The sequence below is a fragment of the Knoellia altitudinis genome (assembly GCF_042666355.1).
GTDB lineage: Bacteria > Actinomycetota > Actinomycetes > Actinomycetales > Dermatophilaceae > Knoellia > Knoellia altitudinis.
The window spans coordinates 661,234-684,594 of sequence record NZ_JBHTDK010000002.1; the positions used below are offsets into that span (position 1 = coordinate 661,234).

General features: G+C 69.7%; 27 protein-coding genes. 8 read left to right on the plus strand and 19 right to left on the minus strand.

The features are described 5' to 3' along the window. Genes carA through pyrR form a run of 4 tightly spaced genes read right to left on the minus strand, consistent with a single transcriptional unit; the run spans nucleotide 1 to nucleotide 4,077 of the window. Nucleotides 1-1,161 (minus strand): glutamine-hydrolyzing carbamoyl-phosphate synthase small subunit, encoded by a 1,161-nt coding sequence (gene carA, locus ACFQW8_RS17885; protein WP_380089706.1) that lies wholly within the window; start codon nucleotides 1,159-1,161, stop codon nucleotides 1-3. Further along, nucleotides 1,158-2,450 carry a dihydroorotase gene (locus ACFQW8_RS17890; protein ID WP_380089708.1) on the minus strand — a complete coding sequence of 431 codons (1,293 nt, stop codon included), beginning with the start codon at nucleotides 2,448-2,450 and terminating at the stop codon, nucleotides 1,158-1,160. The genes carA and ACFQW8_RS17890 overlap by 4 nt, the downstream gene beginning before the upstream one ends. Then, nucleotides 2,447-3,442, minus strand: a complete 996-nt coding sequence (locus ACFQW8_RS17895; RefSeq protein WP_380089826.1) for an aspartate carbamoyltransferase catalytic subunit — start codon at nucleotides 3,440-3,442, stop codon at nucleotides 2,447-2,449. The genes ACFQW8_RS17890 and ACFQW8_RS17895 overlap by 4 nt, the downstream gene beginning before the upstream one ends. Before the next feature lie 23 nt (nucleotides 3,443-3,465). Continuing rightward, entirely contained in the window at nucleotides 3,466-4,077 is a 612-nt protein-coding gene (gene pyrR / locus ACFQW8_RS17900) for a bifunctional pyr operon transcriptional regulator/uracil phosphoribosyltransferase PyrR (protein WP_380089710.1), read from the minus strand. 199 nt (nucleotides 4,078-4,276) lie between these two features. Between pyrR and ACFQW8_RS17905 the strand changes: the two genes are divergently transcribed. Next, entirely contained in the window at nucleotides 4,277-4,459 is a 183-nt protein-coding gene (locus tag ACFQW8_RS17905; protein ID WP_380089712.1) for a hypothetical protein, read from the plus strand. 159 nt (nucleotides 4,460-4,618) lie between these two features. On the opposite strand, the gene nusB is transcribed toward ACFQW8_RS17905, so the two are convergent. From nusB to ACFQW8_RS17925, 4 genes are all read right to left on the minus strand, one after another. Next, on the minus strand, nucleotides 4,619-5,029 hold the full coding sequence (nusB, locus tag ACFQW8_RS17910) for a transcription antitermination factor NusB (protein WP_380089714.1): 411 nt from the start codon (nucleotides 5,027-5,029) through the stop codon (nucleotides 4,619-4,621). Nucleotides 5,030-5,047: 18 nt separating this feature from the next. Continuing rightward, on the minus strand, nucleotides 5,048-5,608 hold the full coding sequence (gene efp, locus ACFQW8_RS17915; RefSeq protein WP_380089716.1) for an elongation factor P: 561 nt from the start codon (nucleotides 5,606-5,608) through the stop codon (nucleotides 5,048-5,050). 138 nt (nucleotides 5,609-5,746) lie between these two features. Further along, complete coding sequence (locus tag ACFQW8_RS17920) at nucleotides 5,747-6,343, minus strand: NYN domain-containing protein (RefSeq protein ID WP_380089718.1); 597 nt, start codon at nucleotides 6,341-6,343, stop codon at nucleotides 5,747-5,749. A gap of 27 nt (nucleotides 6,344-6,370) precedes the next feature. Continuing rightward, nucleotides 6,371-7,195, minus strand: a complete 825-nt coding sequence (locus ACFQW8_RS17925; RefSeq protein ID WP_380089720.1) for an intradiol ring-cleavage dioxygenase — start codon at nucleotides 7,193-7,195, stop codon at nucleotides 6,371-6,373. Between the two features lie 106 nt (nucleotides 7,196-7,301). On the opposite strand from ACFQW8_RS17925, the gene ACFQW8_RS17930 reads away from it, so the two are divergent. The 3 genes from ACFQW8_RS17930 to ACFQW8_RS17940 all read left to right on the plus strand — a co-directional run bounded on the left by ACFQW8_RS17930 (nucleotide 7,302) and on the right by ACFQW8_RS17940 (nucleotide 10,129). Continuing rightward, on the plus strand, nucleotides 7,302-8,882 hold the full coding sequence (locus ACFQW8_RS17930) for an FMN-binding glutamate synthase family protein (protein ID WP_380089722.1): 1,581 nt from the start codon (nucleotides 7,302-7,304) through the stop codon (nucleotides 8,880-8,882). 46 nt (nucleotides 8,883-8,928) lie between these two features. Beyond that, on the plus strand, nucleotides 8,929-9,834 hold the full coding sequence (locus tag ACFQW8_RS17935) for an NAD-dependent epimerase/dehydratase family protein (RefSeq protein WP_380089723.1): 906 nt from the start codon (nucleotides 8,929-8,931) through the stop codon (nucleotides 9,832-9,834). Between the two features lie 112 nt (nucleotides 9,835-9,946). After that, entirely contained in the window at nucleotides 9,947-10,129 is a 183-nt protein-coding gene (locus tag ACFQW8_RS17940; protein ID WP_380089724.1) for a hypothetical protein, read from the plus strand. 25 nt (nucleotides 10,130-10,154) lie between these two features. Here ACFQW8_RS17940 and ACFQW8_RS17945 read toward each other — a convergent pair whose 3' ends face one another. From ACFQW8_RS17945 to aroC, 4 genes are all read right to left on the minus strand, one after another. Further along, complete coding sequence (locus tag ACFQW8_RS17945) at nucleotides 10,155-11,252, minus strand: spore photoproduct lyase family protein (protein WP_380089726.1); 1,098 nt, start codon at nucleotides 11,250-11,252, stop codon at nucleotides 10,155-10,157. Nucleotides 11,253-11,336: 84 nt separating this feature from the next. Continuing rightward, the gene (aroB, locus tag ACFQW8_RS17950) at nucleotides 11,337-12,401 is read right to left on the minus strand and encodes a 3-dehydroquinate synthase (RefSeq protein WP_380089728.1); all 1,065 of its coding nucleotides are present in this window, start codon (nucleotides 12,399-12,401) and stop codon (nucleotides 11,337-11,339) included. After that, nucleotides 12,398-12,925, minus strand: coding sequence for a shikimate kinase (locus ACFQW8_RS17955; RefSeq protein ID WP_380089730.1), 528 nt, complete (start codon nucleotides 12,923-12,925; stop codon nucleotides 12,398-12,400). The genes aroB and ACFQW8_RS17955 overlap by 4 nt, the downstream gene beginning before the upstream one ends. After that, nucleotides 12,919-14,142, minus strand: a complete 1,224-nt coding sequence (gene aroC / locus ACFQW8_RS17960) for a chorismate synthase (RefSeq protein ID WP_380089732.1) — start codon at nucleotides 14,140-14,142, stop codon at nucleotides 12,919-12,921. The genes ACFQW8_RS17955 and aroC overlap by 7 nt, the downstream gene beginning before the upstream one ends. Before the next feature lie 87 nt (nucleotides 14,143-14,229). On the opposite strand from aroC, the gene ACFQW8_RS17965 reads away from it, so the two are divergent. Further along, nucleotides 14,230-15,273, plus strand: a complete 1,044-nt coding sequence (locus tag ACFQW8_RS17965; protein WP_380089734.1) for a lactonase family protein — start codon at nucleotides 14,230-14,232, stop codon at nucleotides 15,271-15,273. A 21-nt stretch (nucleotides 15,274-15,294) separates the two neighbouring features. On the opposite strand, the gene ACFQW8_RS17970 is transcribed toward ACFQW8_RS17965, so the two are convergent. After that, entirely contained in the window at nucleotides 15,295-15,915 is a 621-nt protein-coding gene (locus ACFQW8_RS17970; RefSeq protein ID WP_380089735.1) for a bifunctional 4-hydroxy-2-oxoglutarate aldolase/2-dehydro-3-deoxy-phosphogluconate aldolase, read from the minus strand. Next, nucleotides 15,912-16,898 carry a sugar kinase gene (locus ACFQW8_RS17975; RefSeq protein ID WP_380089736.1) on the minus strand — a complete coding sequence of 329 codons (987 nt, stop codon included), beginning with the start codon at nucleotides 16,896-16,898 and terminating at the stop codon, nucleotides 15,912-15,914. Before ACFQW8_RS17975 ends, ACFQW8_RS17970 begins: the two co-directional genes overlap by 4 nt. A 222-nt stretch (nucleotides 16,899-17,120) precedes the next feature. Between ACFQW8_RS17975 and ACFQW8_RS17980 the strand changes: the two genes are divergently transcribed. The 3 genes from ACFQW8_RS17980 to ACFQW8_RS17990 are packed head-to-tail and all read left to right on the plus strand — an operon-like array spanning nucleotide 17,121 to nucleotide 18,603. Beyond that, nucleotides 17,121-17,942: an ArsR/SmtB family transcription factor gene (locus ACFQW8_RS17980; RefSeq protein ID WP_380089737.1), complete on the plus strand. Its 822-nt coding sequence runs from the start codon at nucleotides 17,121-17,123 to the stop codon at nucleotides 17,940-17,942. After that, entirely contained in the window at nucleotides 17,939-18,238 is a 300-nt protein-coding gene (locus tag ACFQW8_RS17985) for a DUF1905 domain-containing protein (protein ID WP_380089739.1), read from the plus strand. The genes ACFQW8_RS17980 and ACFQW8_RS17985 overlap by 4 nt, the downstream gene beginning before the upstream one ends. Next, nucleotides 18,238-18,603 carry a VOC family protein gene (locus tag ACFQW8_RS17990; protein ID WP_380089827.1) on the plus strand — a complete coding sequence of 122 codons (366 nt, stop codon included), beginning with the start codon at nucleotides 18,238-18,240 and terminating at the stop codon, nucleotides 18,601-18,603. Before ACFQW8_RS17985 ends, ACFQW8_RS17990 begins: the two co-directional genes overlap by 1 nt. An 86-nt stretch (nucleotides 18,604-18,689) precedes the next feature. Here the strand turns inward: ACFQW8_RS17990 and ACFQW8_RS17995 are convergent, their stop codons facing one another. Genes ACFQW8_RS17995 through ruvX form a run of 5 tightly spaced genes read right to left on the minus strand, consistent with a single transcriptional unit; the run spans nucleotide 18,690 to nucleotide 23,360 of the window. Further along, a complete protein-coding gene (locus ACFQW8_RS17995) occupies nucleotides 18,690-20,162 on the minus strand; it encodes a cryptochrome/photolyase family protein (protein ID WP_380089741.1) in 1,473 nt (490 codons plus the stop codon). An 18-nt stretch (nucleotides 20,163-20,180) separates the two neighbouring features. Further along, nucleotides 20,181-20,879, minus strand: a complete 699-nt coding sequence (locus ACFQW8_RS18000) for a prepilin peptidase (protein WP_380089742.1) — start codon at nucleotides 20,877-20,879, stop codon at nucleotides 20,181-20,183. Next, nucleotides 20,876-21,694 (minus strand): shikimate dehydrogenase, encoded by an 819-nt coding sequence (locus ACFQW8_RS18005; protein WP_380089744.1) that lies wholly within the window; start codon nucleotides 21,692-21,694, stop codon nucleotides 20,876-20,878. The genes ACFQW8_RS18000 and ACFQW8_RS18005 overlap by 4 nt, the downstream gene beginning before the upstream one ends. Next, nucleotides 21,688-22,851 (minus strand): endolytic transglycosylase MltG, encoded by a 1,164-nt coding sequence (gene mltG, locus ACFQW8_RS18010; protein WP_380089746.1) that lies wholly within the window; start codon nucleotides 22,849-22,851, stop codon nucleotides 21,688-21,690. Before mltG ends, ACFQW8_RS18005 begins: the two co-directional genes overlap by 7 nt. Continuing rightward, nucleotides 22,848-23,360: a Holliday junction resolvase RuvX gene (gene ruvX, locus ACFQW8_RS18015; protein ID WP_380089829.1), complete on the minus strand. Its 513-nt coding sequence runs from the start codon at nucleotides 23,358-23,360 to the stop codon at nucleotides 22,848-22,850. The genes mltG and ruvX overlap by 4 nt, the downstream gene beginning before the upstream one ends. Nucleotide 23,361 lies beyond the last annotated feature (1 nt).

Consider the following 23,361-nt stretch of genomic DNA (forward strand, 5'->3'; position numbering starts at 1 on the left):
TCAGGCGTTCACCTTCTGGTGTGAGTTGAGGAGATCGACGAACCGGTCGAACAGGTATGCCGCGTCGTGCGGTCCCGCTGCCGCTTCCGGGTGGTACTGGACCGAGAAAGCCGTCAGCTCGCCTGTGCCAGAACGCACTTCGAGGCCTTCGACCACGTCGTCGTTGAGACAGACGTGCGAGACGCGCGCCCGGCCGAACTCGGTCTCGGTGTCCCTGTCGAGGGGGGCATCGACCGCGAAGCCGTGGTTGTGGGCAGTGACCTCGACCTTGCCCGTGGTGCGGTCCATGACCGGCTGGTTGATCCCGCGGTGGCCGTACTTGAGCTTGAAGGTGCCGAAGCCCAGCGCCCGCCCGAGCAGCTGGTTGCCGAAGCAGATCCCGAAGAACGGGATCCCGGCGGCGAGCACCTCGCGCAGGACACCGACCTCGTGGTCGGCGGCCGACGGGTCACCCGGGCCGTTGCTGAAGAAGACGCCGTCGGGGCCGATGGCCCGGATGTCGGCGAAGGTCGTGGTCGCCGGGAGGACGTGGACCTCGATGCCACGCTCGGCCATGCACTGCGGCGTCATCGCCTTGATGCCGAGGTCGATCGCCGCGACGGTGAAGCGCCTCTCCCCCACTGCCTCGACGACATAGGGCTCGTCGGTGCTGACCTCTTCGGCGAGCGAGGAACCCGCCATCTGGGGCGCGGCGGTGACGCGCTCGACGAGCTCGCGCGACGGCATACGCGCGTCGTCTCCGGAGAAGATGCCGACCCGCATCGCACCACGCTCACGGAGGTGCCGGGTGAGGGCACGGGTGTCGATGTCGCAGATGCCGACGACGCCCTGGGCGACGAGCTCGTCCTCGAGAGAGCGCTGGGAGCGCCAGCTCGAGGGGCGCAGTGCGGGGTCGCGCACGACGTAGCCGGAGACCCAGATGCGAGAGGACTCGTCGTCCTCGTCGTTCCACCCGGTGTTGCCGACGTGCGGGGCCGTCATGACGACGACCTGGCGGTGGTAGCTCGGGTCGGTGAGCAGCTCCTGGTAGCCGGTCATCGCGGTGCAGAAGACCGCCTCGCCCACGGTCTCGCCGAGGCTGCCGTAGGAACGTCCTTTGAAGGTACGCCCGTCCTCGAGGACGAGGACTGCTGGTTCGCGGGTGGGCAGTGTCGTTTTCATGCGTGCTCCTGAAGCGTGGCCGTGACCCGGCCACGCAGGATGGTCGTGTGGACGGCACCGGTGAAGCCCATGCCGTGCCAAGGATTGTTGCGGGACAACGACTTCGACGCTGAGGCGTCCACCGTGTGATGGGCGTCGGTGTCGACGAGGACGAGGTTGGCGGGAGCGCCCACCTCGGGTGCGCGGCCGTGCTCGGACAGCCCGGCGATGCGCGCCGGCGACGTCGACATCCGGTCCGCCAGCGTGGCGAGGTCGAGCGCGCCGCTGCGGACCATGGTGTCGTGGACGACTGCGAAGGCGGTCTCGAGGCCGAGCATGCCGAAGGCCGCATCGACGAACGCGTGCTCCTTGTCGTGACGGGCGTGGGGAGCGTGGTCCGTCGCGACCGCGTCGATGGTCCCGTCGACCAGTGCGGCGCGCAGGGCCTCGACGTCCTCGGCCGGACGCAGAGGTGGGTTGACCTTGAACGTCGGGTCGTAGCCACGCAGCAGTTCCTGGGTGAGGAGCAGGTGGTGCGGCGTGACCTCGGCGGTGACGTCGATGCCACGGGCCTTGGCCCAGCGGAGGACCTCGACCCCCTCGGCCGTCGTCACGTGAGCCACGTGGACTCGTGACCTGGTGTGCCGGGCCAGCTGTGCGTCGCGGGCGATGATGCTCGACTCGGCGACGGCCGGCCAGCCGACCAGCCCGAGGCGACCGCTCAGCTCTCCCTCGTGGCAGCAGGCGCTCGGCCCGGCGAGGTCCGGGTCCTGGCTGTGCTGGCTCACGACGCCGCCGAAGGCTCGGACGTACTCGAGGGCGCGGCGCATGACGCGCGCGTCGTGGACGCACCGGCCGTCGTCGGAGAAGACCCGCACGGTGGCACGCGAGCGGTGCATGAGGGCGAGCTCCGCGAGCTCCTCACCGTCGAGGCCCTTGGTGACCGCCCCGATGGGCTGGACGTCGACGAGCCCGGAGGCGCGACCGAGGTCGAGGACGCGCTCAGCAGCCTCCGCCGTGTCGGTGACCGGGCTGGTGTTGGCCATGGCGAGAACCGCGGTGAAACCACCAGCAGCCGCTGCGGCCGCACCGGTCGCGATCGTCTCCGCGTCCTCCCGTCCCGGCTCACGCAGGTGGGTGTGCAGGTCGACGAAGCCGGGCAGCAGGGCGAGCCCGTCGGCGTCGATCCTCTCGGTGCCTTGGGGCACATCGAGGCTGGTTCCGATCTCGGCGATCCGTCCATCTCGAACGAGGACGTCCTGGGCGCCGGCACCGAGCAGTCGGGCCCCGGTGATGTGCAGGTTCGTCATGCCGCACTCCCCTCTGTGACGGGCCCTACCTCGGTGGGCGAGTCGTTGCCGGCCAGCAGGTGGTACAAGACGCTCATCCGCACGGCCACTCCGGCACTCACCTGGTCGAGGACCAGACTTTGCGCGGCGTCGGCAGCGTCCGCGCTGATCTCGAGGCCACGGTTCATCGGACCCGGGTGGCAGATGACGAGGTCCGGGTTGGCGTCGGTGAGGCGAGCGAGCCGGTCGCGCGTGAGCCCGTAGCCCACGGTGTACTCGCGGGCCGTGGGGAAGAAGCCGCCGCTCATCCGCTCCTTCTGGACGCGGAGCATCATCAGCGCATCGATCGGCCGCCCGGAGCCGCCGCCCTGCAGCACCCCGTCGAGGTCGTGGCTGAGGTCGAAGCCCTCACGTTGCGCCCAGGTGCCGATCCCGCTCGGCATGAGCGTCGGTGGAGCGACCAGGGTGACGTGCGCCCCGAGTCGGCGCAACGAGATGAGGTTGGACCGGACGACACGGGAGTGGGTGAGGTCCCCCACGATGGCGACGTGCTTGCCCTCGAGCGAACCGAGCCGCTGCTCCATCGTGTAGGCATCGAGCAGCGCCTGGGTCGGGTGCTCGTGCGTGCCGTCGCCGGCGTTGATGACATGGGCGTCGACCCAGCCGGCAACCTGGTGGCAGGCACCGGATGCACCGTGCCGGATGACCATGGCATCGACCCCCATGGCGTCGATGGTGCGCACGGTGTCGCGCAGCGACTCGCCCTTGGAGGCCGACGACCCCTTGCCGGTGATGTTGATGGTGTCGGCGCTCATCCACTTGCCCGCGATCTCGAACGAGCTGCGCGTGCGTGTGGAGTCCTCGAAGAAGAGGTTGATGATCGTGCGTCCCCGCAGGGTCGGGATCTTCTTGACCTCGCGCTTCTGCACCTCGTGCATCTGGGTGGCCGTGGCGAGGATGGTCCGGATACCGGCCGCGTCCAGGTCGTCCATCGAGAGCAGGTGGCGCGGCATCCGTGTCTGCGTCTTCGCCTCGCTCATCGGGCGCCCCCGGTGATGGTCACGCTGTCGGCGTCGTCGAAGTCGGCGAGGCGCACGCGCACCTTCTCGGTCTGGGCGGTCGGAAGGTTCTTGCCGACGTGGTCCGCCCGGATCGGGAGCTCACGGTGCCCACGGTCGACGAGCACGGCCAGGCGCACGGCGGCCGGCCGTCCGTGGTCTGCCAAGGCGTCGAGCGCGGCTCGGACCGTGCGACCGCTGTAGAGGACGTCGTCCACCAGCACGACGGTCCTGCCGTCGACGCCACCGTCGGGGATCTCGGTCGGCAGGGGCGCCCTCGTGGGCTGACGTCGCAGGTCGTCGCGATACATCGTCACGTCGAGGCTGCCGACGGGGATCTCGCTGCCCTCGAACTCGGCGATGATGGCGGCCAGGCGGCGAGCGAGCGGCACGCCCCGAGAGGGGATGCCGAGCAGGACGAGGCCTTCCGCACCCTTGTTGGCCTCGAGGATCTCGTGGGCGATGCGACGCAGTGCCCGGGAGATGTCGGATGCTCCGAGGACCGTCCTCCCGTCGTCCACGGGGTCGGTCTCACTCGAGGAGCTCGGGGACTTCTGGGAGCTCGGGGGCACAGCTGCGTCAGGACACATCGGTGTCGTGACCTCCTTCCCTGCCTCACGGGACAGGTCGTTAAAGGATGTCGGTCGCCTCACTGTAGCGACTCGGCCCACCCTCCCCCAATCCGACCCGGCATGACGGTCCACACCGCGAAACACATAACGTGATGCTATGCCTGGCCCAAGGTGACGTGATGTAATGGGACATCGCTCATCGCCGAAGGAGGCAACCGTGCACCCGCAGACGCTCACGACATCCAGCTCCGGCGGCACGTGTGCCACGACGCCCGAGCGTGCGCCGCTCTTCCCGCCGCGCGACGCGGACGCCGACGCCTACCGCGCGTGGCTCGCACGCGCCGCCTGGCCCGAGGTCGTCTTCGGTGCCCGGATCCCGCACCCGTCCGCTGCGCACTGACGACGCGGAGCGTTCCGGCCACCCTGCAGCCACCGGTGTGCGTCGAGGTGAAGGACCTCGACAGGGGCGAGCACGCGGCATACCGACATGTCGTGCCTGCGCACAGCGCAACGGCCGCCGACCAGGAGGGTCAGCGGCCGCCATGCGAGTGGAGCGACGTCAGACCAGGGTCGGCTTGACCTCGGCGAGACGGGCGAGCAGACCGTTGACGAACTTCGGCGAGTCGTCGGTGGACAGCTCGGTGGCGATGGCCACGGCCTCGGAGATGGCCACACCCTCGGGCACCTCACCGAAGAGCACCTCGAAGGCACCGACGCGCAGGATCGCGCGGTCGACGGCGGGCATGCGCTCGACCGACCACCCCTGCGAGTAGGTCGCGAGCAGGTCGTTGATCTGCGTCCAGTGCCCGACGACCCCTGTGACGAGGTCGGCGGTGTACTCGTTGAGCGGGGCCTCGGTCACCGGCGTGGCGAGGCGCTCCCTGAGGAGCTCGCTGGCGTTGACCTGACGCTGCTCGGCCTCGAAGAGGAGGTCGATCGCGCGTCTGCGCGACTTGGTGCGGGCGGCCATGTGGTGGAAGTCCGCCGATCAGTTGACGCGGCCGAGGTAGGACCCGTCGCGCGTGTCCACCTTGACCTTGTCGCCGGTGTTGAGGAAGAGCGGGACGCCGATCTCGGCGCCGGTCTCGAGGGTCGCCGGCTTGGTGCCACCGGTGGAGCGGTCGCCCTGGAGGCCCGGCTCGGTGTACTGGATCTCGAGGACGACCGAGGCGGGGAGCTCGATGAACAGGACGTTGCCCTCGTGGCGCGCGACGATGGCGTCCTGGTTCTCGAGCATGTACTTGGCCGCGTCACCCACGACGGTCGGCGTGACCGCGATCTGGTCGAACGTGTCGCCGTCCATGAAGACGTAGTCGGTGCCGTCGTTGTAGAGGTACTGCATGTTGCGCTTGTCGACGTTGGCCGTCTCGACCTTGGTGCCGGCGTTGAACGTCTTGTCGACGACCTTGCCCGACAGCACGTGCTTGAGCTTGGTGCGCACGAAGGCCGGACCCTTGCCGGGCTTGACGTGCTGGAACTCCACGACGGTCCAGAGCTGGCCCTCGAGGTTGAGGACGAGGCCGTTCTTGAGGTCGTTCGTCGATGCCACGGGTGTTCACTTTCGATCAGGTTTTCAAGGATCCGGTATGCCGCGTGCGCAGGGCGCGCGGAGGCGTCACGGAAGTCGGACGGTGGGATTCGCCGGGAAGTCTATCCGCCGGGGCGCCGACGCCCGAACTCGCGCGCCTCAGAGGAACTGCGACGGGTCGAACTCGTCGATCGGGATGACCCGGACGCGTGGCAGCCGTGACGTGAACGCCTTGACGTCGTACTCGAGGTCGAAGCTCTCGAGGCCGTCCGCCTCCAACGCCGTGAACCCGCTGTTGCGGAACTCACGGAACGCCATGACCCCGACGCGGCGGTCGTCGTCGAGCAGCCCCTCGAGCTCCTCGAGGAAGTCGCCGTCGTGGCTGACGAGCATGACGTCGGCGTCACGGTCGCGGATGGCCCGCAGCGTCTTCTGGATGGCGACGTCGACGACCTTGACGTCGGCGGCTCCGGACAGCGGCACCGGAGTGAACCCCAGCGCGTTGAGCGCCTGGATGAACGGCATCGGCATGCTCGTGGTGGCGTTGAGGAAGAACAGCCCTCGCACGTCCTGGCCCCACGTCTCACGGGCGAACGACAGCAGGCGGTCCCAGCGCGGGCGTTCGTCGGGCTGCGGGCGCCGACCGAGGATCGAGGTGCCGAGGGTGGCGTCGATGTTCTCCCCGTCGACGAGGACGTAGGTGACGACGTCGTCACCACCGTTCTCGGGCTGGGCCGATGCGTGGGGGGCTGCCATGGGTTGGAGTGTAGGCCCGGCGCCGCGTCAGACGCCGATCGTCAGGTTCGCGACGTAGCCACTCGTGGCGTCCCCCGTCACCGTGGCCAGCTGGTGGATGCCGCCATCGTCGCCGAAGACGTTGTCGGACGTGAGGCTCGTCTGCGACATGTTGCGCACACTCTGCTCGTAGCCGGGTGTCGCATAGACGCTGTTGCACACCGCGTCCGGAAGGGCCAGCTGCGACGTCTTGACGATCTGCCCGCTGCTCGTCGCGTCCGCCGTGGACCGGTAGACCTCGAAGTGCACGTGCGGCCAACGACCCGTGTATGCCGCGGGGAAGATCGTCGTGAACGTGGCCGTGCCGTTGGCGTTGGTCGGCTGCACCCCTCGAAGGTAGTTCTCGCCCTCGACGCCCTCCGAGTACATGGAGTAGCTGCCGTCCCGGTCGCAGTGCCAGAGGTAGACGGCGACACCCTCCATCGCGGCATACCCGCCTCCGCTGTCGGTGACGGTCAGGTGGATGGTGAGCGGGACCCCCTCCGCCTTCGTCGTCGACGTACCGAAGGATCTGGTGATGTCGGAGCGGACGATGCCGGAGTCGTCGAGGACGTTGACCCCGTTGCTGCCGTCGCCCGGGAAGGGGCCGCCGGTCTCGTCCGGCACCTCGGTGGAGGCTGCGGCTGAGCCCGTCGCCGACGCGGTCGTCGCGGTCGAGCCGGTCCTGGCCTCGGCGCAGCCGGCCAGGGCGAGCAGGCCGGCACCACCGAAGAGGCCGAGCGCACGGCGCCTCCCCAGGAGTGTGGCGACGTCGAACTCGAGGCCGCGGTCGTGGTCCGGGTGGGGATCTTGCGTCATCTGGCGTTCGCTCATGGCTCCACTCTGGGCGCGCGGCTTGGCCACGAACCCTGAAGCGGCTGTGTGGATCCTGTGGACGACTTGCCGTTTGGCCGCCTGCTGGCAGGGCAGACTGCGAGACATGAAACCGAAGTCACTCATCGGTGCCACCGTCGTCGGACTCGCGGGAGTCGCCGTCCGTGACCTCACCCAGAAGAAGCACTCGCTCAAGCGCAACTTTCCCGTCGTGGCGAACGCCCGCTACTTCCTGGAGAAGATCGGCCCAGAGCTGCGGCAGTACATCATCACGGGCAACGACACCGAGCGACCGTTCTCCCGCGACCAGCGCTCCTGGGTCTATGCCAGCAGCAAGCTCGAGAACAACTACGTCGGCTTCGGCACAGACAACGACGTCGAGCACCTCGAGAACTACCCGATCATCAAGCACCGGACCTTTTCTGCTGCGGCGCCCTCGACGGCCGTCGCCCACGGTCACCACGACGAGAAGGTCGACCTGCCGGCGGCCAAGGTGCTCGGCCGACCACGGGGTCGCAGACACGCGTTCCGCCCCGGTTCGGTCGTCAACGTCTCGGCGATGAGCTTCGGGTCGCTGTCCGGCAACGCGATCCAGGCCATGAACCGAGGGGTCGCGCTGGCCGGCGCGCTCCACAACACCGGCGAGGGTGGCCTGTCCGACCACCACCGCCAGGGCGGCGACCTCGTCCTCCAGATCGGCACGGCCTACTTCGGCTGCCGTGACGATGCCGGTCGCTTCGACCTCGCGCGTCTCAAGGACCTCGTCCAGAGCGCGCCAGTCAAGGCGATCGAGGTCAAGCTGAGCCAAGGAGCAAAGCCCGGCCTCGGCGGGGTGCTGCCCGCTGCCAAGATCACCGACGAGATCAGCAGGATCCGCGGCATACCCAAGGGTGAGGACTGTGTCAGTCCGTCACGGCACGCGGAGTTCGACAGCGTCGACAGCCTGCTCGACTGGGTCGAGATGGTGGCTGACGAGACCGGCCTGCCTGTGGGCATCAAGTCGGCCGTCGGCGAGATGGACTTCTGGACCGAGCTGGCTCGAGAGATGTCCGGTCGGACACGCGGCGTCGACTTCATCACCGTCGACGGGGGCGAGGGGGGCACGGGTGCGGCCCCGCTCGTCTTCACCGACACCGTCGCCCTGCCGTTCCGGATCGGCTTCGCCCGGGTCTACTCGACGTTCGCGCGAGCCGGTCTCACCGACGACGTCGCGTTCATCGGAAGCGGCAAGCTGGGGCTGCCCGACAACGCGCTCGTCGCCTTCGCCCTCGGCGCCGACATGGTCAACGTCGCCCGTGAGCCGATGCTGGCGCTCGGCTGCATCCAGGCCCAGAAGTGCCACACGGACCGCTGCCCCACCGGTGTCGCGACGCAGGACCCGTGGCTCGCGCACGGTCTCGACCCCGAGCTCAAGTCGGTGCGCCTCGCGAACTACCTCCGGACACTGCGCCGTGACCTGCTCAAGGTGTCGGAAGCGTGCGGCGTGCCCCACCCCGGACTCATCGACGCCGACTCGGTCGAGATCCTCGACGGCAACCGTTCGGGTCGACCCCTGCGCGAGGTCTACGGGTACGAACCGGGCTGGGGGGCACTGGGTCCCGACCTCTCGCGCGAGATCACCTCGATCATGTGGCCGGAGCGCGACCGTGACACCGAGGCTCCCGAGTCCGCAACCTCGACCGCCTGAGGCGTGGGCACGCCCGAACCGTCCGGCTCGGTGGTTGGATCAACGCATGCGCATCTTCTTCACCGGGGCCAGTGGCAAGGCGGGCAAGCACGTCGCAACCCACCTGGCCGAGCAGGGTCATCAGGTCACCAATGCTGACCTCGTCCCCCTGGGGCATCCGTCGGTCAGCGACCTGAGGGTCGACCTCACTGACATCGGGGAGACCTACTCGGCGTTGGCAGGGTTGGCGACGATGGACGAGCTGGAGCTGGGGAGCAAGCCCTCCTACGACGCCGTCGTCCACTTCGCGGCGGTGCCAGCGATCCTGCTGTCGCCGGACGCCAGGACCTACGCGACCAACGTGCTCAGCACCTACAACGTGCTCGAGGCCGCGACTCGCCTGGGCATCCGCAAGATCGTGTTCGCCTCGTCGGAGACGACCTACGGGATCTGCTTCGCCCAGGGTAAGCGGCGACCGGACTACGTGCCGGTGGACGAGGAGCACCCCACAGTGCCCGAGGACTCCTACGCGATGTCCAAGGTGGCGGGCGAGGTGACGGCGCGGTCCTTCCAGGCTCGCACCGGCGCCGACATCTACGGCCTGCGGATCAACAACGTCATCGAGCCGCACGAGTACGCGGGGATGTTCCCTGACTTCCTCGAGGACCCAACGCTCCGGCGGCGCAACATCTTCGCCTACATCGACACCCGGGACCTCAGCCAGATGGTGCAGCGGTGCCTCGAGGTCGACGGGCTCGGTTACGAGGTCTTCAACGTCGCCAACGCGGACATGTCCGTCGCGGCGACGAGCCAAGAGGTCCTCGACCGCTTCTACGACGGCATCGAGGTGACACGGGAGATTGGTCGGTACGAGACGTTCTACTCGATCGACAAGGCGCGCCAGCTCCTCGGCTACGAGCCGCTGCACTCGTGGCGCGACGTCCTGCCGGATCCCGGGGCGCAGAGCGACTGACGTGCACCGGTCGGGACGGGCGCCCTGACCCGGGGCAAAGTGCCCGCACCCCTTCACGCAGCGCCAAGGATCGGGCAGGCTGGCGAGATCCTACGAACGGAAGGGGCTCGACGTGGAGATCGACAGGCAGGAGATCGTCGACGAGCTCCGAGGCAGGGGTGAGGACGCCACAGCCGATCGCGCTGAGCTGGAGCTGCCAGAGGTGGTCGACACCGACAAGCACGCAGCCCTGCTGCATCGGCTCGGCATCAACCCGATGGATCTGATCGGCGGGATCGGCGGAACCTTCGGCTGAGCCGGCAGCGGGCCGGCAGCGGGCCTCAGAAGGCGTAACGGATTTGGCATTCGGGCAGCTTGGTGGCGACCAGGTCGTTGAGCTGAGCCACCCACCGGCCCTTCCACGCACTTCTGTACCGAACGTTGATCTGCCCGCTCTGGCTCTGCTTCGTCTCCTGCAGGTCGGGCCGCCACAGCAGGTCCTCCCCCTGCGGGTGCCATCCGAGGTTGACCTCGTGCAAGTCCTCGTTGTGGGTGAGGAAGATGATCTCGGCCGCCAGCTGTGCCTTCGTCCGCGCGCTCGTCCCGTCGGCCACTTGGTCGAGCAGATCGGCCCACTCCTCGAGCCAGCCCTCGTGGACGATCACCGGGCTGAGGTTCACGTGCACCTCGTAACCCGCCTCGACGAACTCGTCCATGGCGGCGATCCGCTCGGCAACCTTCGAGGTGCGGACATCGACGACCTTGGACGTCACCTCCGGCATGAGGCTGAATCGCACCCGCGTGCCCTCGCGAGGGTCGAGGTCGAGGAGCTGACGATTGACCAGCTTCGTCGCGAAGCTCGCCTTCGCGTTGGGAAGCCGGCCGAACAGGTCGATGAGGTCCGACACGTTGTCCGAGATCAGGGCGTCGGCAGAGCAGTCGCTGTTCTCACCGATGTCGTACACCCAGTCGCTCGGATCACACTGGTTAGGCTGCGCCTTGACACCTTGGCGACCCGCATGACGTTCCAGGTACCCCACGATCCGTTCGATGTTCGCGAACACGGTCACCGGGTTGGCGAAGCCCTTGCGGCGGGGGACGTAGCAGTACGAGCAGGACATGGCACAGCCGTTCGCGGTGGAGGGTGCGATCCAGTCGCTCGACCTCCCGTTGGGACGTGCGGTCAGGGACTTCTTCTCCCCGAGGACCAGCACCTCGCGCTTGAGTCGGACCCAGTCGTCGACGCTCCCCCGGTTGCCGTAGAGCCCGGGGATGGCCCCGTGAGACGGTACGACGATGCGCTCAGCGTCGGGGTAACGGTCGAAGACCTCGCGTGCCCGAGCAAAGCGGTCGATCTCCGGCTCGTGATAGATGGTCCTGATGTCGAAGAGACGGTCGGCGAGCTGCGCCGAGACCCGGCGCGAGGGCGCATCCATCATGGGCTGAGGCGCGCCGGCATGGGCCTGAGGGTTCACGACATGGCAACGGTCAGGCGGCGGGGGGCGTTCCACGGCAGCAGGTCTTCAGTGGGACAGTGCGGCGTATGCCGTGGTGAGCTGGTCCTCCGTCGGACCTTCCAGGCGGACGGGGCGGGCGATGTCCTCGAGGACGACGAACCGCAGGAGTGAGCCGCGGGTCTTCTTGTCGCGTCGCATCGCCGTCTCGAGCTCGGCCCATCTGCCTGACTCATAGGCCGTCGGCAGTCCCACCGACGTCAACGCCTCTCGGTGCCGGTCGACGACGTCACGTGCGAGCACCCCTGCGGCACAGGCCAGCTCGGCGGCGAAGACCATGCCGATCGAGACCGCTTCACCGTGGCGGCGGCGATAGTGCTCGACGTGCTCGATCGCGTGACCGAACGTGTGGCCGTAGTTGAGGATCTCACGCAGCGAGGACTCCTTGAGGTCCTGGCTGACGACCTCGGCCTTGACCGCGATGGCCCGCTCGATGAGCTCCAGGGTGTGCGGGCCGTCGGGCCGGGTCGCCGCTTCGGGGTCCTCCGCGACGAGGTCGAGGATGACGGGGTCGACGATGAAACCGGCCTTGATGATCTCGGCGAGGCCGGCGACGTAGTCGGCGCGAGGCAGCGTCGACAGCACGTCGACATCGCACAGCACGGCGCGCGGCGGGTGGAACGACCCGACGAGGTTCTTGCCCTCGGCGGTGTTGATGCCCGTCTTGCCCCCGACAGCCGCATCGACCATGCCGAGCAGCGTCGTGGGCACCTGGACCACGGGCACGCCGCGCAACCAGGTGGCGGCAACGAACCCCGCGAGGTCGGTGACCGTCCCTCCCCCGACCCCGACGACGACGTCGCTCCGGGTGAACCCGTGCTGCCCCAGCAGCGCCCAGAGGTCGGCGGCGACCACAGCGGTCTTGGCGTCCTCGGCGTCAGGCACACTCACGGCATACGCATCGATCCCTTTGTCCCGCAGGGACTCCGTGACCTTGTCGCCGAGAGGGCGCATGGAGTCCGGGTGCACGACGAGCGCCCGCTGGACGCCGTCGCCGACGACATCGGCAACCCGTGCGGAGCAGCCGGCCTCGATGACGACGTCGTAGTCGCCACCGACCGAGACCACGCTCATCGAGCGGCCCGCAAGCGCTCGGCGATCTCCCCGACGATGTCGTCGACCGGACGTCCGGCCGTGTCGATGTGGTGCGTTGCGACCCGGTCATAGGTGGGGCGGCGTTCGTTCATCAGCTTGGTCCAGGACGCGCGCGGGTTCATGGCGAGCAACGGTCGGCTCCCGTCGAAGCCCACCCGCTTGGCCGCATCCGCGATCCCGACGTCGAGGAAGACCACGACATGGTCCGCGAGGACCGCCTGGGTCTCCGAGTCCATGGGCGCCCCGCCCCCGAGGGCCACCACGCCGCGCTCGACCGAGACGGCGCGGGCCACCTCGGCCCGCTCGAGGGCCCGGAAGGCCGACTCCCCCTCGAGCACGAAGATGTCCGAGATCGAGCACCCCTGCTCGTCCTCGATGGCGGCGTCCGTGTCATGGAAGTCCACCTCGAGCGCAGCCGCGAGCGCCTCACCGATCGTCGTCTTGCCCGCTCCCGGCGGACCGATCAGGATCGCGACCGGGCGGCCCTCTCCCCCGGTCACCACGAGCGCATCGTCTCGGGGATGGCTGCAAGGTATGCCGCGTGGTTGCGTCGCGTCTCGGCGACCGAGTCCCCGCCGAACTTCTCCAGACAGGCCTCGGCGAGGACGAGCGCGACCATCGCCTCGGCAACGACGCCAGCGGCGGGCACGGCCGAGACGTCGGAGCGCTGGTGGATCGCCTTGGCCTCTGCCTCTCCCGTGGTGTCGATGGTGTCGAGCGCGCGCGGCACGGTGGAGATCGGCTTCATCGCGGCCCGGACACGTAGGACCTCACCCGTCGACATGCCGCCCTCGGTGCCGCCGGCCCGCCCGGTGCGGCGCTGGATCGTGCCGTCAGCGGCGCGCTCCATCTCGTCGTGGGCCGCCGAGCCACGGCGGGCGGCAGTGCGGAAGCCGTCACCGACCTCCACGCCCTTGATGGCCTGGATGCCCATGAGCGCTCCGGCCAGTCGCGCGTCGAGGCGCCGGTCCCAGTGCACGTGCGAGCCGAGTCCGGGCGGCAGGCCATAGGCGAGGACCTCGACGACGCCACCGAGGGTGTCGCCGTCCTTCTTGGCAGCCTCGACCTCGGCCACCATGGCCGCGGACCCGGCTGCGTCGAGCGTGCGGACCGGGTCGGCGTCGATCTCGGCGAGCTGGTCGGGCGTCGGCAGGGGTGCGTCCTCGGCGACGCCGGCTGGGCCCATCGCGACGGTGTGCGACACCAGCCGGATGCCGTAGGCCTGCTCGAGGAAGCGGGCGGCGACCTCACCGAGAGCGACTCGCGCAGCGGTCTCCCGGGCGGAGGCGCGCTCGAGCACGGGACGGGCGTCGTCGAAGCCGTACTTCTGCATGCCCACGAGGTCGGCATGTCCCGGCCGCGGACGCGTCAGGGGTCGGTTGCGGGCGATCTCCTTCTCGGCGTTGACGTCGTCCGACGCCGCGTAGGCCTCGTCGGACACCGGGTCGGCCGACATGACCGTCTCCCACTTGGGCCACTCCGTGTTGCCGATCCGGATCGCGACCGGCGAGCCCATCGTCAGCCCGTGGCGCACGCCGCCGAGGAACTCGACCTCGTCCTGCTCGAACTTCATCCGGGCGCCACGGCCGTAGCCGAGACGACGCCGGGCCAGGGCGTCAGCGAGGTCCTTGCGAGTCACCTCGACTCCAGCAGGAAGGCCTTCGATCGTGGCAAGGAGTGCAGGGCCGTGAGACTCACCTGCGGTCAACCAACGGAGCATGGCCCGATCCTCCCACGGCACTTCGCCGTGTCGGCGCTCGTGGTCAGGCAGTGATCACCCACCAGCCGTCGACCCTAGGCTGGCGTGATGGGCACGACACCGCGAACTGTCTGGGTTGCCGTCGCATCATCCCCGGACGACCCGTCCGTGGGGACGGTCTCGCTGCACCCGTGGGACGGTGGCCACGGGCTCGGCGCCGCTGTCGCGAGCATCGAGCTCCCCCGGCCGGGCTGGGTCGTCTGGGCGCCTGACGGCACGCACCTCCATGTCGCCTGTGAGACGCCTGACGGTCACGTGGTCACCCTCATGGTCGAAGACCGCTCCGACGGCCCACCCGCTCTCAGCCAGGTCGGTCAGTGCTCGACCGGTGGCGCCCACCCGTGCCACCTCGCCCTCATGCCCGATGGACGGACCCTTCTCGCCGCCAACTACACCGACGGCACCGTGTCGACCATCGAGGTCACCGACGACGTCGTCACCACGCTCACGGACACCGCGCGCCTCTCCGGCAGCGGGCCGCACCCGACACGCCAGGAGGGCAGTCACGCGCACCAGGTCGCGCCCCTGCCTGATGACCGGGTATGGGTCGTCGACCTGGGTGGCGACCAGATCGTCACGTATGCCGTCCGTGAGGGCGTCCTGGACCAGCTCACCTCGAGTGCCCTGCCGCCCGGCGCCGGCCCGCGTCACGTCGTGCGTGACCCACGGACGGGTCGAGCCTGGGTGGGGGCGGAGCTTTCAGGGTTCCTGGTCGCCCTTCGCGAGAATGCTGTCGGCAGGCTCGAGGTCACCGGCCAAGTTCTCGCATCCTCGAGCAGGACCGAGAACTCCGTCGCTCAGATCTGGCTCGATGCCGACGCGCAACGCCTGCTCATCTCGAACCGCGGTCCGGACACGCTGAGCGTGTTCGACGTGGCCGGGGACCTCCCGGTGCTCATCGGCGAGACCGCCGTCCCGGCACACCCGCGACACTTCCACGCCGACGGCGAGCGCGACATCCTGCTCGTCGCCGGACGCGACGCCGATGCAGTCACGACGCACGACCTCTCACCCCACCGCATCGGCCGCGCCGTCACGACCCTGACGGTTCCTGCTCCGATGTGTGTCGCACCCCGCCCCGCCGCCTTCTGAGGCAGCGCCGGCGACGCCGGCTCATCCGGCGATGCGCCCCACGAGGGCGGCGAGGTCGCTGGCGTCGGCGCCGGCAAAGCTTGACCCCAACGACACCGCAGAGGCACCCGCATCGAGGAAGCGGGCTGCGTTGTCGACGGAGATCCCACCCGTCACGCAGAACTTCGCCATCGGGAAGGGGCCATGGAGCGCAGGGATGAGCTCAGCACCCAGGACGGTGGCCGGGAAGAGCTTGAGCCAGCGGTGCCCGGCACTGACGGCGTGGTGCACCTCGGTGGCCGTGGCGACACCGGGCAGGTGCGGCAGGCCCGCGTTGCGACTCACCACGCTCACCTCCCGGTCGAAACCCGGAGAGACCGTGAAGACTGCTCCCGCGTCACGCACGAGGGCCACCTGGTCGGGACTGACGATGGTGCCCGCCCCGACGGGTGCACCGTCGGGTGCGGCCCGCGCGACGGCCGTGAGCGAACGCAGCGACTCCTCGCCCTGCACCGGCACCTCGACCGCCCGGATGCCGGCGGCCCACGCCGTGCGGGCCAGCTCGAGGGTCCGCGCCGGGTCGAATCCGCGCAGGATCACCATGACGCCGGTCCCGCCCAGCTGCTCGTCGAACCAGCTGTCCGGGTCGTGGGGTGCGCTCATGAGGTCTGCTCCTGTGCGGTGGGGGAGGTGGCTTCGGCCGCCACGGGGAAGGTCCGTGTCTCGGCCGGCCACTCGCCGTGCGGATCGGTCGCGCGGACGAGAAGCGCCTCCCGGTCGGTGAGCTCCGGATGGTCGTCGAGACTGAGCAGGGCTCGCCCGGCGACGAGGTGACCGAGGCGGAGGGCCGTCGCGGCATCAGCACCCCTGGCCGTGGCTGCGATCCACCCCGCGGCGAACGCGTCGCCGGCCCCGACCGGCTCGACCACGTCGACGGCCAGGGCAGGCACGGTGACGGTGTCCGCGTGACCCAGGCGGACGGCATACCGGCTTCCGTCCTTGACCACGATCGTCTCGGGTTGGGGCAGGAGGGCACGGATGTCCTCGGGAGTGTCGACGTGCCAGAGGTCCTGGGCCTCGTCGAGCCCCACGAGCACGGTGTCGGCGAGGGCAGCCGCTTCGGCGATGGCTGCCGCGGCGCTCTCGCGGTCACCCCAGAGGCGCGGGCGGTAGTTGACGTCGAAGGTGGTGCGCACGCCAGAGCTCCGCGCTCGTCGCAACAGTGACGCGACGAGCTCCCGGCAGGACGGCGAGAGGGCGCTCGTCACACCGGAGACGTGGACCCAGGTGGGCGCAGCGGCCAGGACGACATCGGCGACGGAGGCGTCCATGCGGCTCGCGGCCGACCCGGCGCGGTAGTAGTGCACCCGGGAGCCCTCGGGTGACGGGTCCTTGAAGAAGACGCCGGTGGGCGCGTCGTCGTCGGTGAGCACCGACGACGTGTCGACCCCTTTGGCAGCAAGATCGGCGACCACCCTCTCCCCCAGGGGATCCGCACCGACGGCGCTCACCCAGGACGCGTCCAGGCCGAGGGCGGCGAGGCCTGCGGCGACGTTGGACTCCGCCCCGGCAGTGGCGATCCGGAACACCTCGGCTGTGCCCAAGCGGCCGTCCTGGGGCACGACCTGGGCCATGGACTCTCCCACGCACACGACGCGAGGTTCCTGCGCCACCGGCCGTGCGCCGTCCATGTCTCTCCTCCGGGTCAGGGACGATGCCAGCCGGCCCCGTCGTCGGGCGAGTTCATCCAACCACGTGGCTGCGATCCCGCCTTCCGGCAGGGTGCCGGTCGGTCAAGTCCTTGGAGCCTCACTGGGGCGACCGGTCGACCCTTGACAGGAAACCATATGGTTTCCTAATCTGTCCTCGTGGACCTCATCTTCCGAGCACTCGCCGACCCCACCCGCCGGGCGCTGCTCGATGCGTTGTTCATCCGAGACGGGCAGTCGCTCCTGGCGCTCACGGCCGACTTCGACATGACCCGGATCGGCGTGGCCAAGCATCTGGCCCTGCTCGAGGAGGCCGGCCTCGTCGTGAGCCGTCGACAGGGGCGGGAGAAGCTGCACTTCCTCAACCCGGTGGGGATCCGCCAGATCCACGACCGGTGGGTCAGCAAGTACACCGAGCCCTGGGCCGCCGGCCTCATCGGGCTGCGCGACGAGCTGGAAGGCCAGGACATGAGCACGAGCAAGGTGTTCGAGATCTACATCCGCACCACCCCCGAGAAGGTGTGGGCCGCCATCACCGACGCGCAGACGCGCCGGCGCTTCCACTTCGGCAGCACGGTGACGTCCGACTGGACCGATGGATCGTCCTACTCCCTCACCCACGACGGGGTCGACGGACCTCTCGTCGAGGGTGAGAACCTCACGGTCGAGCCCCCCCGGCGCCTCGTGCAGAGCTTCCGGGCCCACTGGGACGACGCGGCCGAGTCGGCCGGGACGTCACGGGTCACCTGGGAGATCGAACCGGTCGGCGACTCGTGCCGCCTGACGGTGGTCCACGACCAGCTCCCCGAAGGCGTCGTCGAGGCGATCCATGGCGGCTGGCCGATGGTGCTCTCAGGCCTGAAGACCTGGCTCGAGACCGGCACCGAGCTCACCACACCCGGCTCGCTCATGTACGGCCGAGCCACCGACACCGACGCCGACACCGACACCAACGCCGACAGCACAGGAGCACGACGATGAGCAGTCTCGACAAGACCTTCACCGGCACCCTCGTCACGAGCAGCAGCGACGGCGGCTGGACCTATCTCGTCACCGACTGGACCGCCGAGTTCTTCGGAACCCGAGGACTCGTCAGGGTCGTCGGCAGCGTCGACGGCCACCCGTTCCGCGGGTCCTTCATGGCCCTGGGCGACGGCACCCACAAGCTTGCCCTGACCACGGCGACCCGCACGGCGATCGGCAAGGGCACCGGCGACGAGGTCACCATCCACCTCACCGAGCGTCTTGACGGTGCGACCGCGGCGGTGAGCGCGTGATGTTCACGGACGTCAGGGCCGTCGCCGTCGGTGTCGCCGACACCGACGCGGCCATCGCCTTCTTCATCGACCGTCTCGGCTTCGAGCTGCGCATGGACTTCGCCATGAGCGAGACCTTCCGTTGGGTCGAAGTCGCTCCCCCTGGCGCCCAGACCTCCGTCGCCCTGCTCTCGAGCGACGGCCCGCCCGTGGGCATCGACACCGGCATCCGGTTCGTCGTCGACGACGCGGCCGCGACCCATGCTGCGCTCAGCGCGTCCGGCGTCCGCGTCGACGAGCTCATCGTGTCCGACTACGCGCCGCCGATGTTCGACTTCAGCGACCCCGACGGCAACGTCTACTACGCGAGCGAGATCGGGTCCTGACCTCCGAGCGGGAGATCGTGGGTGACGACGTCACGTTCCCGCCCGATCGAGCGTCGAGGGGGCTGCCGAGGTGAACCCACGAGCCCTCAGGGGGCCGAGTTGCCGCGCTCCACCTCCTGCACGACGAGAGCCTCCAGGTCGCGCAGCCGGTCCAGGCCCTGCACCGCGCGGGTCATCCGCGGGTTGTCGGACAGCCGCTCTCGGTTGCGGTCGAGGAACCACCAGTAGCCCGCAGTGAACGGACAGGCGTCCTCACCCACCCGCACCTTGGGGTTGAAGCGACACGAGCCGCAGTGGTCGCTCATCGTGTTGATGTAGGCGCCGCCCGACGTGTAGGGCTTGGTCGCCATGACCCCACCGTCGGCGTGCTGCGACATGCCGACGATGTTGGGCACCATGACCCAGTCGTAGCCGTCGACGAACGCGCGGTGGAACCAGTCGGTCACCTCCGCCGGCGACCACCCACGCTGCATCGCGAAGGACCCCAGCACCATCAGCCGTGGGATGTGATGGACCCACCCGTGCTCGGCGACCTGGTCGAGAGTGTGCGAGAGGCAGCGTGCGTCGGTCGCCTCGGAGTCGAGCTCGGCGAACCACTGCGGCATCCGCTGACTGGCGGCCAGCGCGTTGCTGCGGCGGTAGCCCCTGCCCTCGTGCCAGTAGAGGTGCCAGACGTAGTCGCGCCACCCGAGCACCTGACGCACGAACCCCTCCACGCTCGCGATCGGAGCGTCCCCCGCGAGGTGGGCCGCCTCGGCCCGCGCGACGACCTCGAGCGGGTCAAGCAGCCCCAGGTTGAGCGGCGCGCTGAGCAGGCTGTGTGCCATCCACGGGTCGCCCTCGAGGATGGCGTCCTCGTGCGCCCCGAAGTCCGCCAGGCGGTGCTCGACGAAGTGGTCGAGGGCGGCCAGCGCCTCCGACCGGGTCGCAGCGAAGCGCCGGGGCCGGTCGCGGCCGAGGTAGGCCACGTCGCCGTCCCGCTCCCAGCGGTCGAGGTCCTCGCGCACCTGGTCGTCGATCTCGTCCTCGTCCGGCCACCAAGGCTCGGTCACGCCGAGACTGCTCGCCCCCTTGGGCGGGGGCTTGCGGTTGTCATGGTCGAAGTTCCACTGCCCGCCGGCCGGGTCACCACCATCCAGAAGCACACCGTGGCGTCGTCGCGCCTCGCGGTAGAAGTCCTCCATGAGCAGGCGACGGCCCCCGCGGCCATGCGCCCACCTGGCGAAGTCCTCGCGGCTCGTGGCGAACCCGCGGGGCGGGAGGACCCGGACCCCGAGCCGTTCGACGAGGTCGAGTGCGGCATACGAGGTCGGGTGGATGACCTCGACGTCCTCGAGCCCCCGCACGACCTCGCCGTAGGAGTCGGCGCGGTGGTAGGTCACGCGGTCCCCCAGCTCGGCGGCACGGTGGCGCATGGCGGACAGCACGAGGTGCGCCTTGGCCCGGTGGAACCGTCTGCGGGCGAACACCGCTCGGGACTCGACCATGACGACCTGACCGGCGTGGTCATCGACGAAGTGCGGGCCGAGCTGGTCACCGAACAGCCAGCGCGTGGTCATGCCTGCACGCTAGCCCTGTCAGCCGCCGACGAGCCCGGCGAGGACCTCCTCGGTCCAGGCCAGCGCCACCAGCAGCCCGGCGCACATGAACGGCCCGAAGGCCATGGCCGTCTTGCGTCCGGCGCGACCCGACAGCAGCAGGACCACCGCGCCGAAGCCTCCGAGGACGAAGGCAGCCAGGGTCCCGACGACGACGTGCCCGACCGAGAACCAGCCGAGCAGCAGGCCGATCGTCGGCGCGAGCTGCACGTCGCCACCACCGAACCCTCCCCCGGGCAGGAACGCGAACGCCACATAGATCGCCGTCAGCCCGAGCGAGCAGATGGCCGCGACGAGCAGACGGTCCCACTCCCCCGTCGCGATCGTCGGGGGCAGCAGCAGGAGCGCGAACGCGGGCAGGGCCGGCCGGGTGAGCCCGACGGGCAGGCGGTGGACGTCGAGGTCGATCCAGACGAGACACACGCTCAACCACGCGAAGAGCAGGTATGCCGGCAGAGCGGCATACGTGGCCGTGCCACCCACCGCGGAGGTGACGAACAGGACCAACCCGACGAGGAGCGGGGCCACCCACCACGACGGTGGTGGCCGGTGTGTCGCCTCGTCCTCGGGGATGCGGTAGCCGCCGGTGGCGAGCTCCCTGGCGGTCACTCGACCCACCACGGCAGCGACCACGACGAGGGCGAGGAGCGCCAGGACGAGGCCGAGGCCGTCGCTCATCGTGCGGACATCGCCGTGTGGGCAGCGGCAGACATGGCGTCCACGGGCCCGGGCCGCCCGGTGAACAGCTCGACCTGGGCCGCCGCCTGGTGGACGAGCATGTCGAGTCCCGACACGACCTCCGCCCCGGCCTCCCGCGCGCCTCTCGCGAGGGGTGTGGGCCAGTCGGCGTAGACCACGTCAAGGAGCGTGGTGCCGGACAGGTCCGACGACTCCTGCGCCACGACGCCGGCCGCCGAGCTCGCCGCGGGTGCCAGGGTCGAGATGACGAGCCGACCGGACTCCTCGCCCCACTGCTCGAGCGGGACGTGGACCGCCTCGATGTCGTGCCTGGCCAGCAGCGCCACGACCTCCGCCGACGCGTCGGCGTTGCGAGCAGCGACCACCACGTCGCGCACGCCGAGCTCGCCGAGCGCCAGGGCCGCTGACCGGGCCGTGGCTCCGGACCCGAGGATGGTGGCGCGCCCGTCGTGCTCGACGTGCTCCACCGCTCGGACGATCCCCACGACGTCGGTGTTGTGGCCGTCCCAGTGTCCGTCGTCGCGACGGACGAGCGTGTTGACGGCGCCCGCTTCGCGAGCGATCGCCGTCACCTCGGCGGCGACCTCGAAGGCCACCTCCTTGAGGGGCATCGTCAGGCTCAGGCCACGCCACGTCTCGTCGAGGCCGGCCACGAAGGCGCCGAGGTCGGAGGAGCCGACCTCATGACGACCGTAGTTCCACTCAGGCAGGCCCAGCACGGCATACGCGGTCCGGTGAAGAACCGGTGACAGCGAGTGCGAGACGGGCGACCCGAGGACGGCTGCTCTCAGCACTTGTCCTTGTTCTCCGAGCACCACTTGTTGAACTCCTGGACGTTGACGTCGTGCTCGGCCGCGGTCACCGCGAACTTCGTCTCGCCGGTGGACGGGTTGACCGCGACGAAGTAGAACCACGGGCCCTCTGCCGGGTTGGCCGCCGCCTCGATCGAGGCAGCCCCCGGGTTGTTGATCGGTCCCGGGGGGAGGCCCTTGACCTTGTAGGTGTTGTAGGGGCTGTCCGAGTTGCGGGCCTGGTCGGACGTCCCTGCGCGGCCACGCTCCTGCTCGATGTAGTGGACGGTCGAGTCCATCTGGAGCCGGCCGATGGTGGGCCCGTTCGGGTCGTCGAGGCGGTTCTCGATGACGCGGGCGACCTTCGCCCGGTCGGCGTCCCCGTTGACCTCGCCCTCGATGATCGAGGCGACTGTGAGGATGCGCGTGTAGTCCTCGGGCTGCACGCCGGCCTTCTCGAGCTCGGCGAGGGTCAGGGCGATCATCTGCTTGAGCTGCGCCGCAGCGGGCGTGCCCTTGTCGAACTCGTAGCTCGACGGGAAGAGGTAGCCCTCGACCCTGCCCCCCGCAGCCTGCGGAAGTCCGAGCGCCGCAGGGTTCTTGAGCGCGGCCTGGTACTGCGCGACCGGGACACCGGTCGACTTGCTGAGCCGCGGGATGATCTCGCTGGCCCACAGTCCCTCCGGGAGCGTCAGTCGCGGCACGCTGCGGTTGGCAGGGTCGGCCAACAACGTGAAGGCGTCGATCGCCTTCATGCCCTTCTTGAGTGTGTAGGTCCCGGCCTGGATCTTGGCGCTCTGCTCCGGGTCCGCCGCGGACGCTTCGAGGTATGCCGTGCGCGTCTTGACGACGCCGGCGGACTTCAGAGCCGTCGCGATCGCCTCACCGCTGTCGCCCTGCTTCACGGTCACCGCCACCTCGCCCTCGCCGGGCCCGGCGAAGTCCTCGGCCTCGGAGCCACCGTCGCCGGCGATGGACGAGACGAACGGCTTGAGGACGGCCACGGCGGCGATCGCCGCACCGCCCACGAGGACGATGGCGAGGACGAGCGTCAGCAGACGACGACCCTTGCCCTTGCTCTGGCGCTGGCGGCGGCGACGACGCGGCTCCTGGGCTCCAGGCTCCCCGAAGATCGTCGTGTCGAGGTGGTCCTGGGTCACCGTGATCCGTCCTTCGTCTTCGGCCTGCGCCGCTTCTGCCGCACCACCTGCTCGCCCGGGGGGCGGCCCGAGCTGCGTTCCTCATCCAGTGCGGCCTGGAGGATGAGGACTGCCGCCACCTGGTCGACGACGGCACGCTGTCGACGCCCGGCGACACCACTGTCGCGCAAGGCCCTGTGAGCGCTGACGCTCGTGAGGCGCTCGTCGACGAGACGGACGCTCACGGGAGCAACGCGCTGGGCCAACTCCGCAGCATACTTGCGCGCGGCCGCTGCGCTCGGACCTTCGTCCCCCGAAAGTGAGCGCGGCAGTCCCACGACGACCTCGATGGCACCGAGCGCGACGCCCAGCGCGACGATCTCGGCGACGTCGTCGGTGTCGGGCTCGGCATCGGGCCAGGCACGTGCCAGCGTCGCGTGGGGGGTCGCGAGGAGCCCCGAGGGGTCGCTGACGGCCACGCCGACACGCACCGTGCCGACATCCACCCCCAGACGGACCCCGGGGCGCACG

Coding starts and splice junctions, on each gene's coding strand:
- ACFQW8_RS17890 (WP_380089708.1), bottom strand. CDS start 2,450: ATGACGAACCTGCACATCACCGGGGCCCGACTGCTCGGTGCCGGCGCC.
- pyrR (WP_380089710.1), bottom strand. CDS start 4,077: ATGTGTCCTGACGCAGCTGTGCCCCCGAGCTCCCAGAAGTCCCCGAGC.
- ACFQW8_RS17985 (WP_380089739.1), top strand. CDS start 17,939: ATGAGCAGTCTCGACAAGACCTTCACCGGCACCCTCGTCACGAGCAGC.
- ACFQW8_RS18000 (WP_380089742.1), bottom strand. CDS start 20,879: ATGAGCGACGGCCTCGGCCTCGTCCTGGCGCTCCTCGCCCTCGTCGTG.
- ACFQW8_RS17990 (WP_380089827.1), top strand. CDS start 18,238: ATGTTCACGGACGTCAGGGCCGTCGCCGTCGGTGTCGCCGACACCGAC.
- aroB (WP_380089728.1), bottom strand. CDS start 12,401: ATGAGCGTGGTCTCGGTCGGTGGCGACTACGACGTCGTCATCGAGGCC.
- ACFQW8_RS17965 (WP_380089734.1), top strand. CDS start 14,230: ATGGGCACGACACCGCGAACTGTCTGGGTTGCCGTCGCATCATCCCCG.
- carA (WP_380089706.1), bottom strand. CDS start 1,161: ATGAAAACGACACTGCCCACCCGCGAACCAGCAGTCCTCGTCCTCGAG.
- ACFQW8_RS17925 (WP_380089720.1), bottom strand. CDS start 7,195: ATGAGCGAACGCCAGATGACGCAAGATCCCCACCCGGACCACGACCGC.
- aroC (WP_380089732.1), bottom strand. CDS start 14,142: ATGCTCCGTTGGTTGACCGCAGGTGAGTCTCACGGCCCTGCACTCCTT.
- ACFQW8_RS17945 (WP_380089726.1), bottom strand. CDS start 11,252: ATGATGGATGCGCCCTCGCGCCGGGTCTCGGCGCAGCTCGCCGACCGT.
- ACFQW8_RS17995 (WP_380089741.1), bottom strand. CDS start 20,162: ATGACCACGCGCTGGCTGTTCGGTGACCAGCTCGGCCCGCACTTCGTC.
- ACFQW8_RS17895 (WP_380089826.1), bottom strand. CDS start 3,442: ATGCCGCGCCACCTGCTCTCGATGGACGACCTGGACGCGGCCGGTATC.
- ACFQW8_RS17920 (WP_380089718.1), bottom strand. CDS start 6,343: ATGGCAGCCCCCCACGCATCGGCCCAGCCCGAGAACGGTGGTGACGAC.
- ACFQW8_RS17930 (WP_380089722.1), top strand. CDS start 7,302: ATGAAACCGAAGTCACTCATCGGTGCCACCGTCGTCGGACTCGCGGGA.
- nusB (WP_380089714.1), bottom strand. CDS start 5,029: ATGGCCGCCCGCACCAAGTCGCGCAGACGCGCGATCGACCTCCTCTTC.
- ACFQW8_RS17935 (WP_380089723.1), top strand. CDS start 8,929: ATGCGCATCTTCTTCACCGGGGCCAGTGGCAAGGCGGGCAAGCACGTC.
- ACFQW8_RS17970 (WP_380089735.1), bottom strand. CDS start 15,915: ATGAGCGCACCCCACGACCCGGACAGCTGGTTCGACGAGCAGCTGGGC.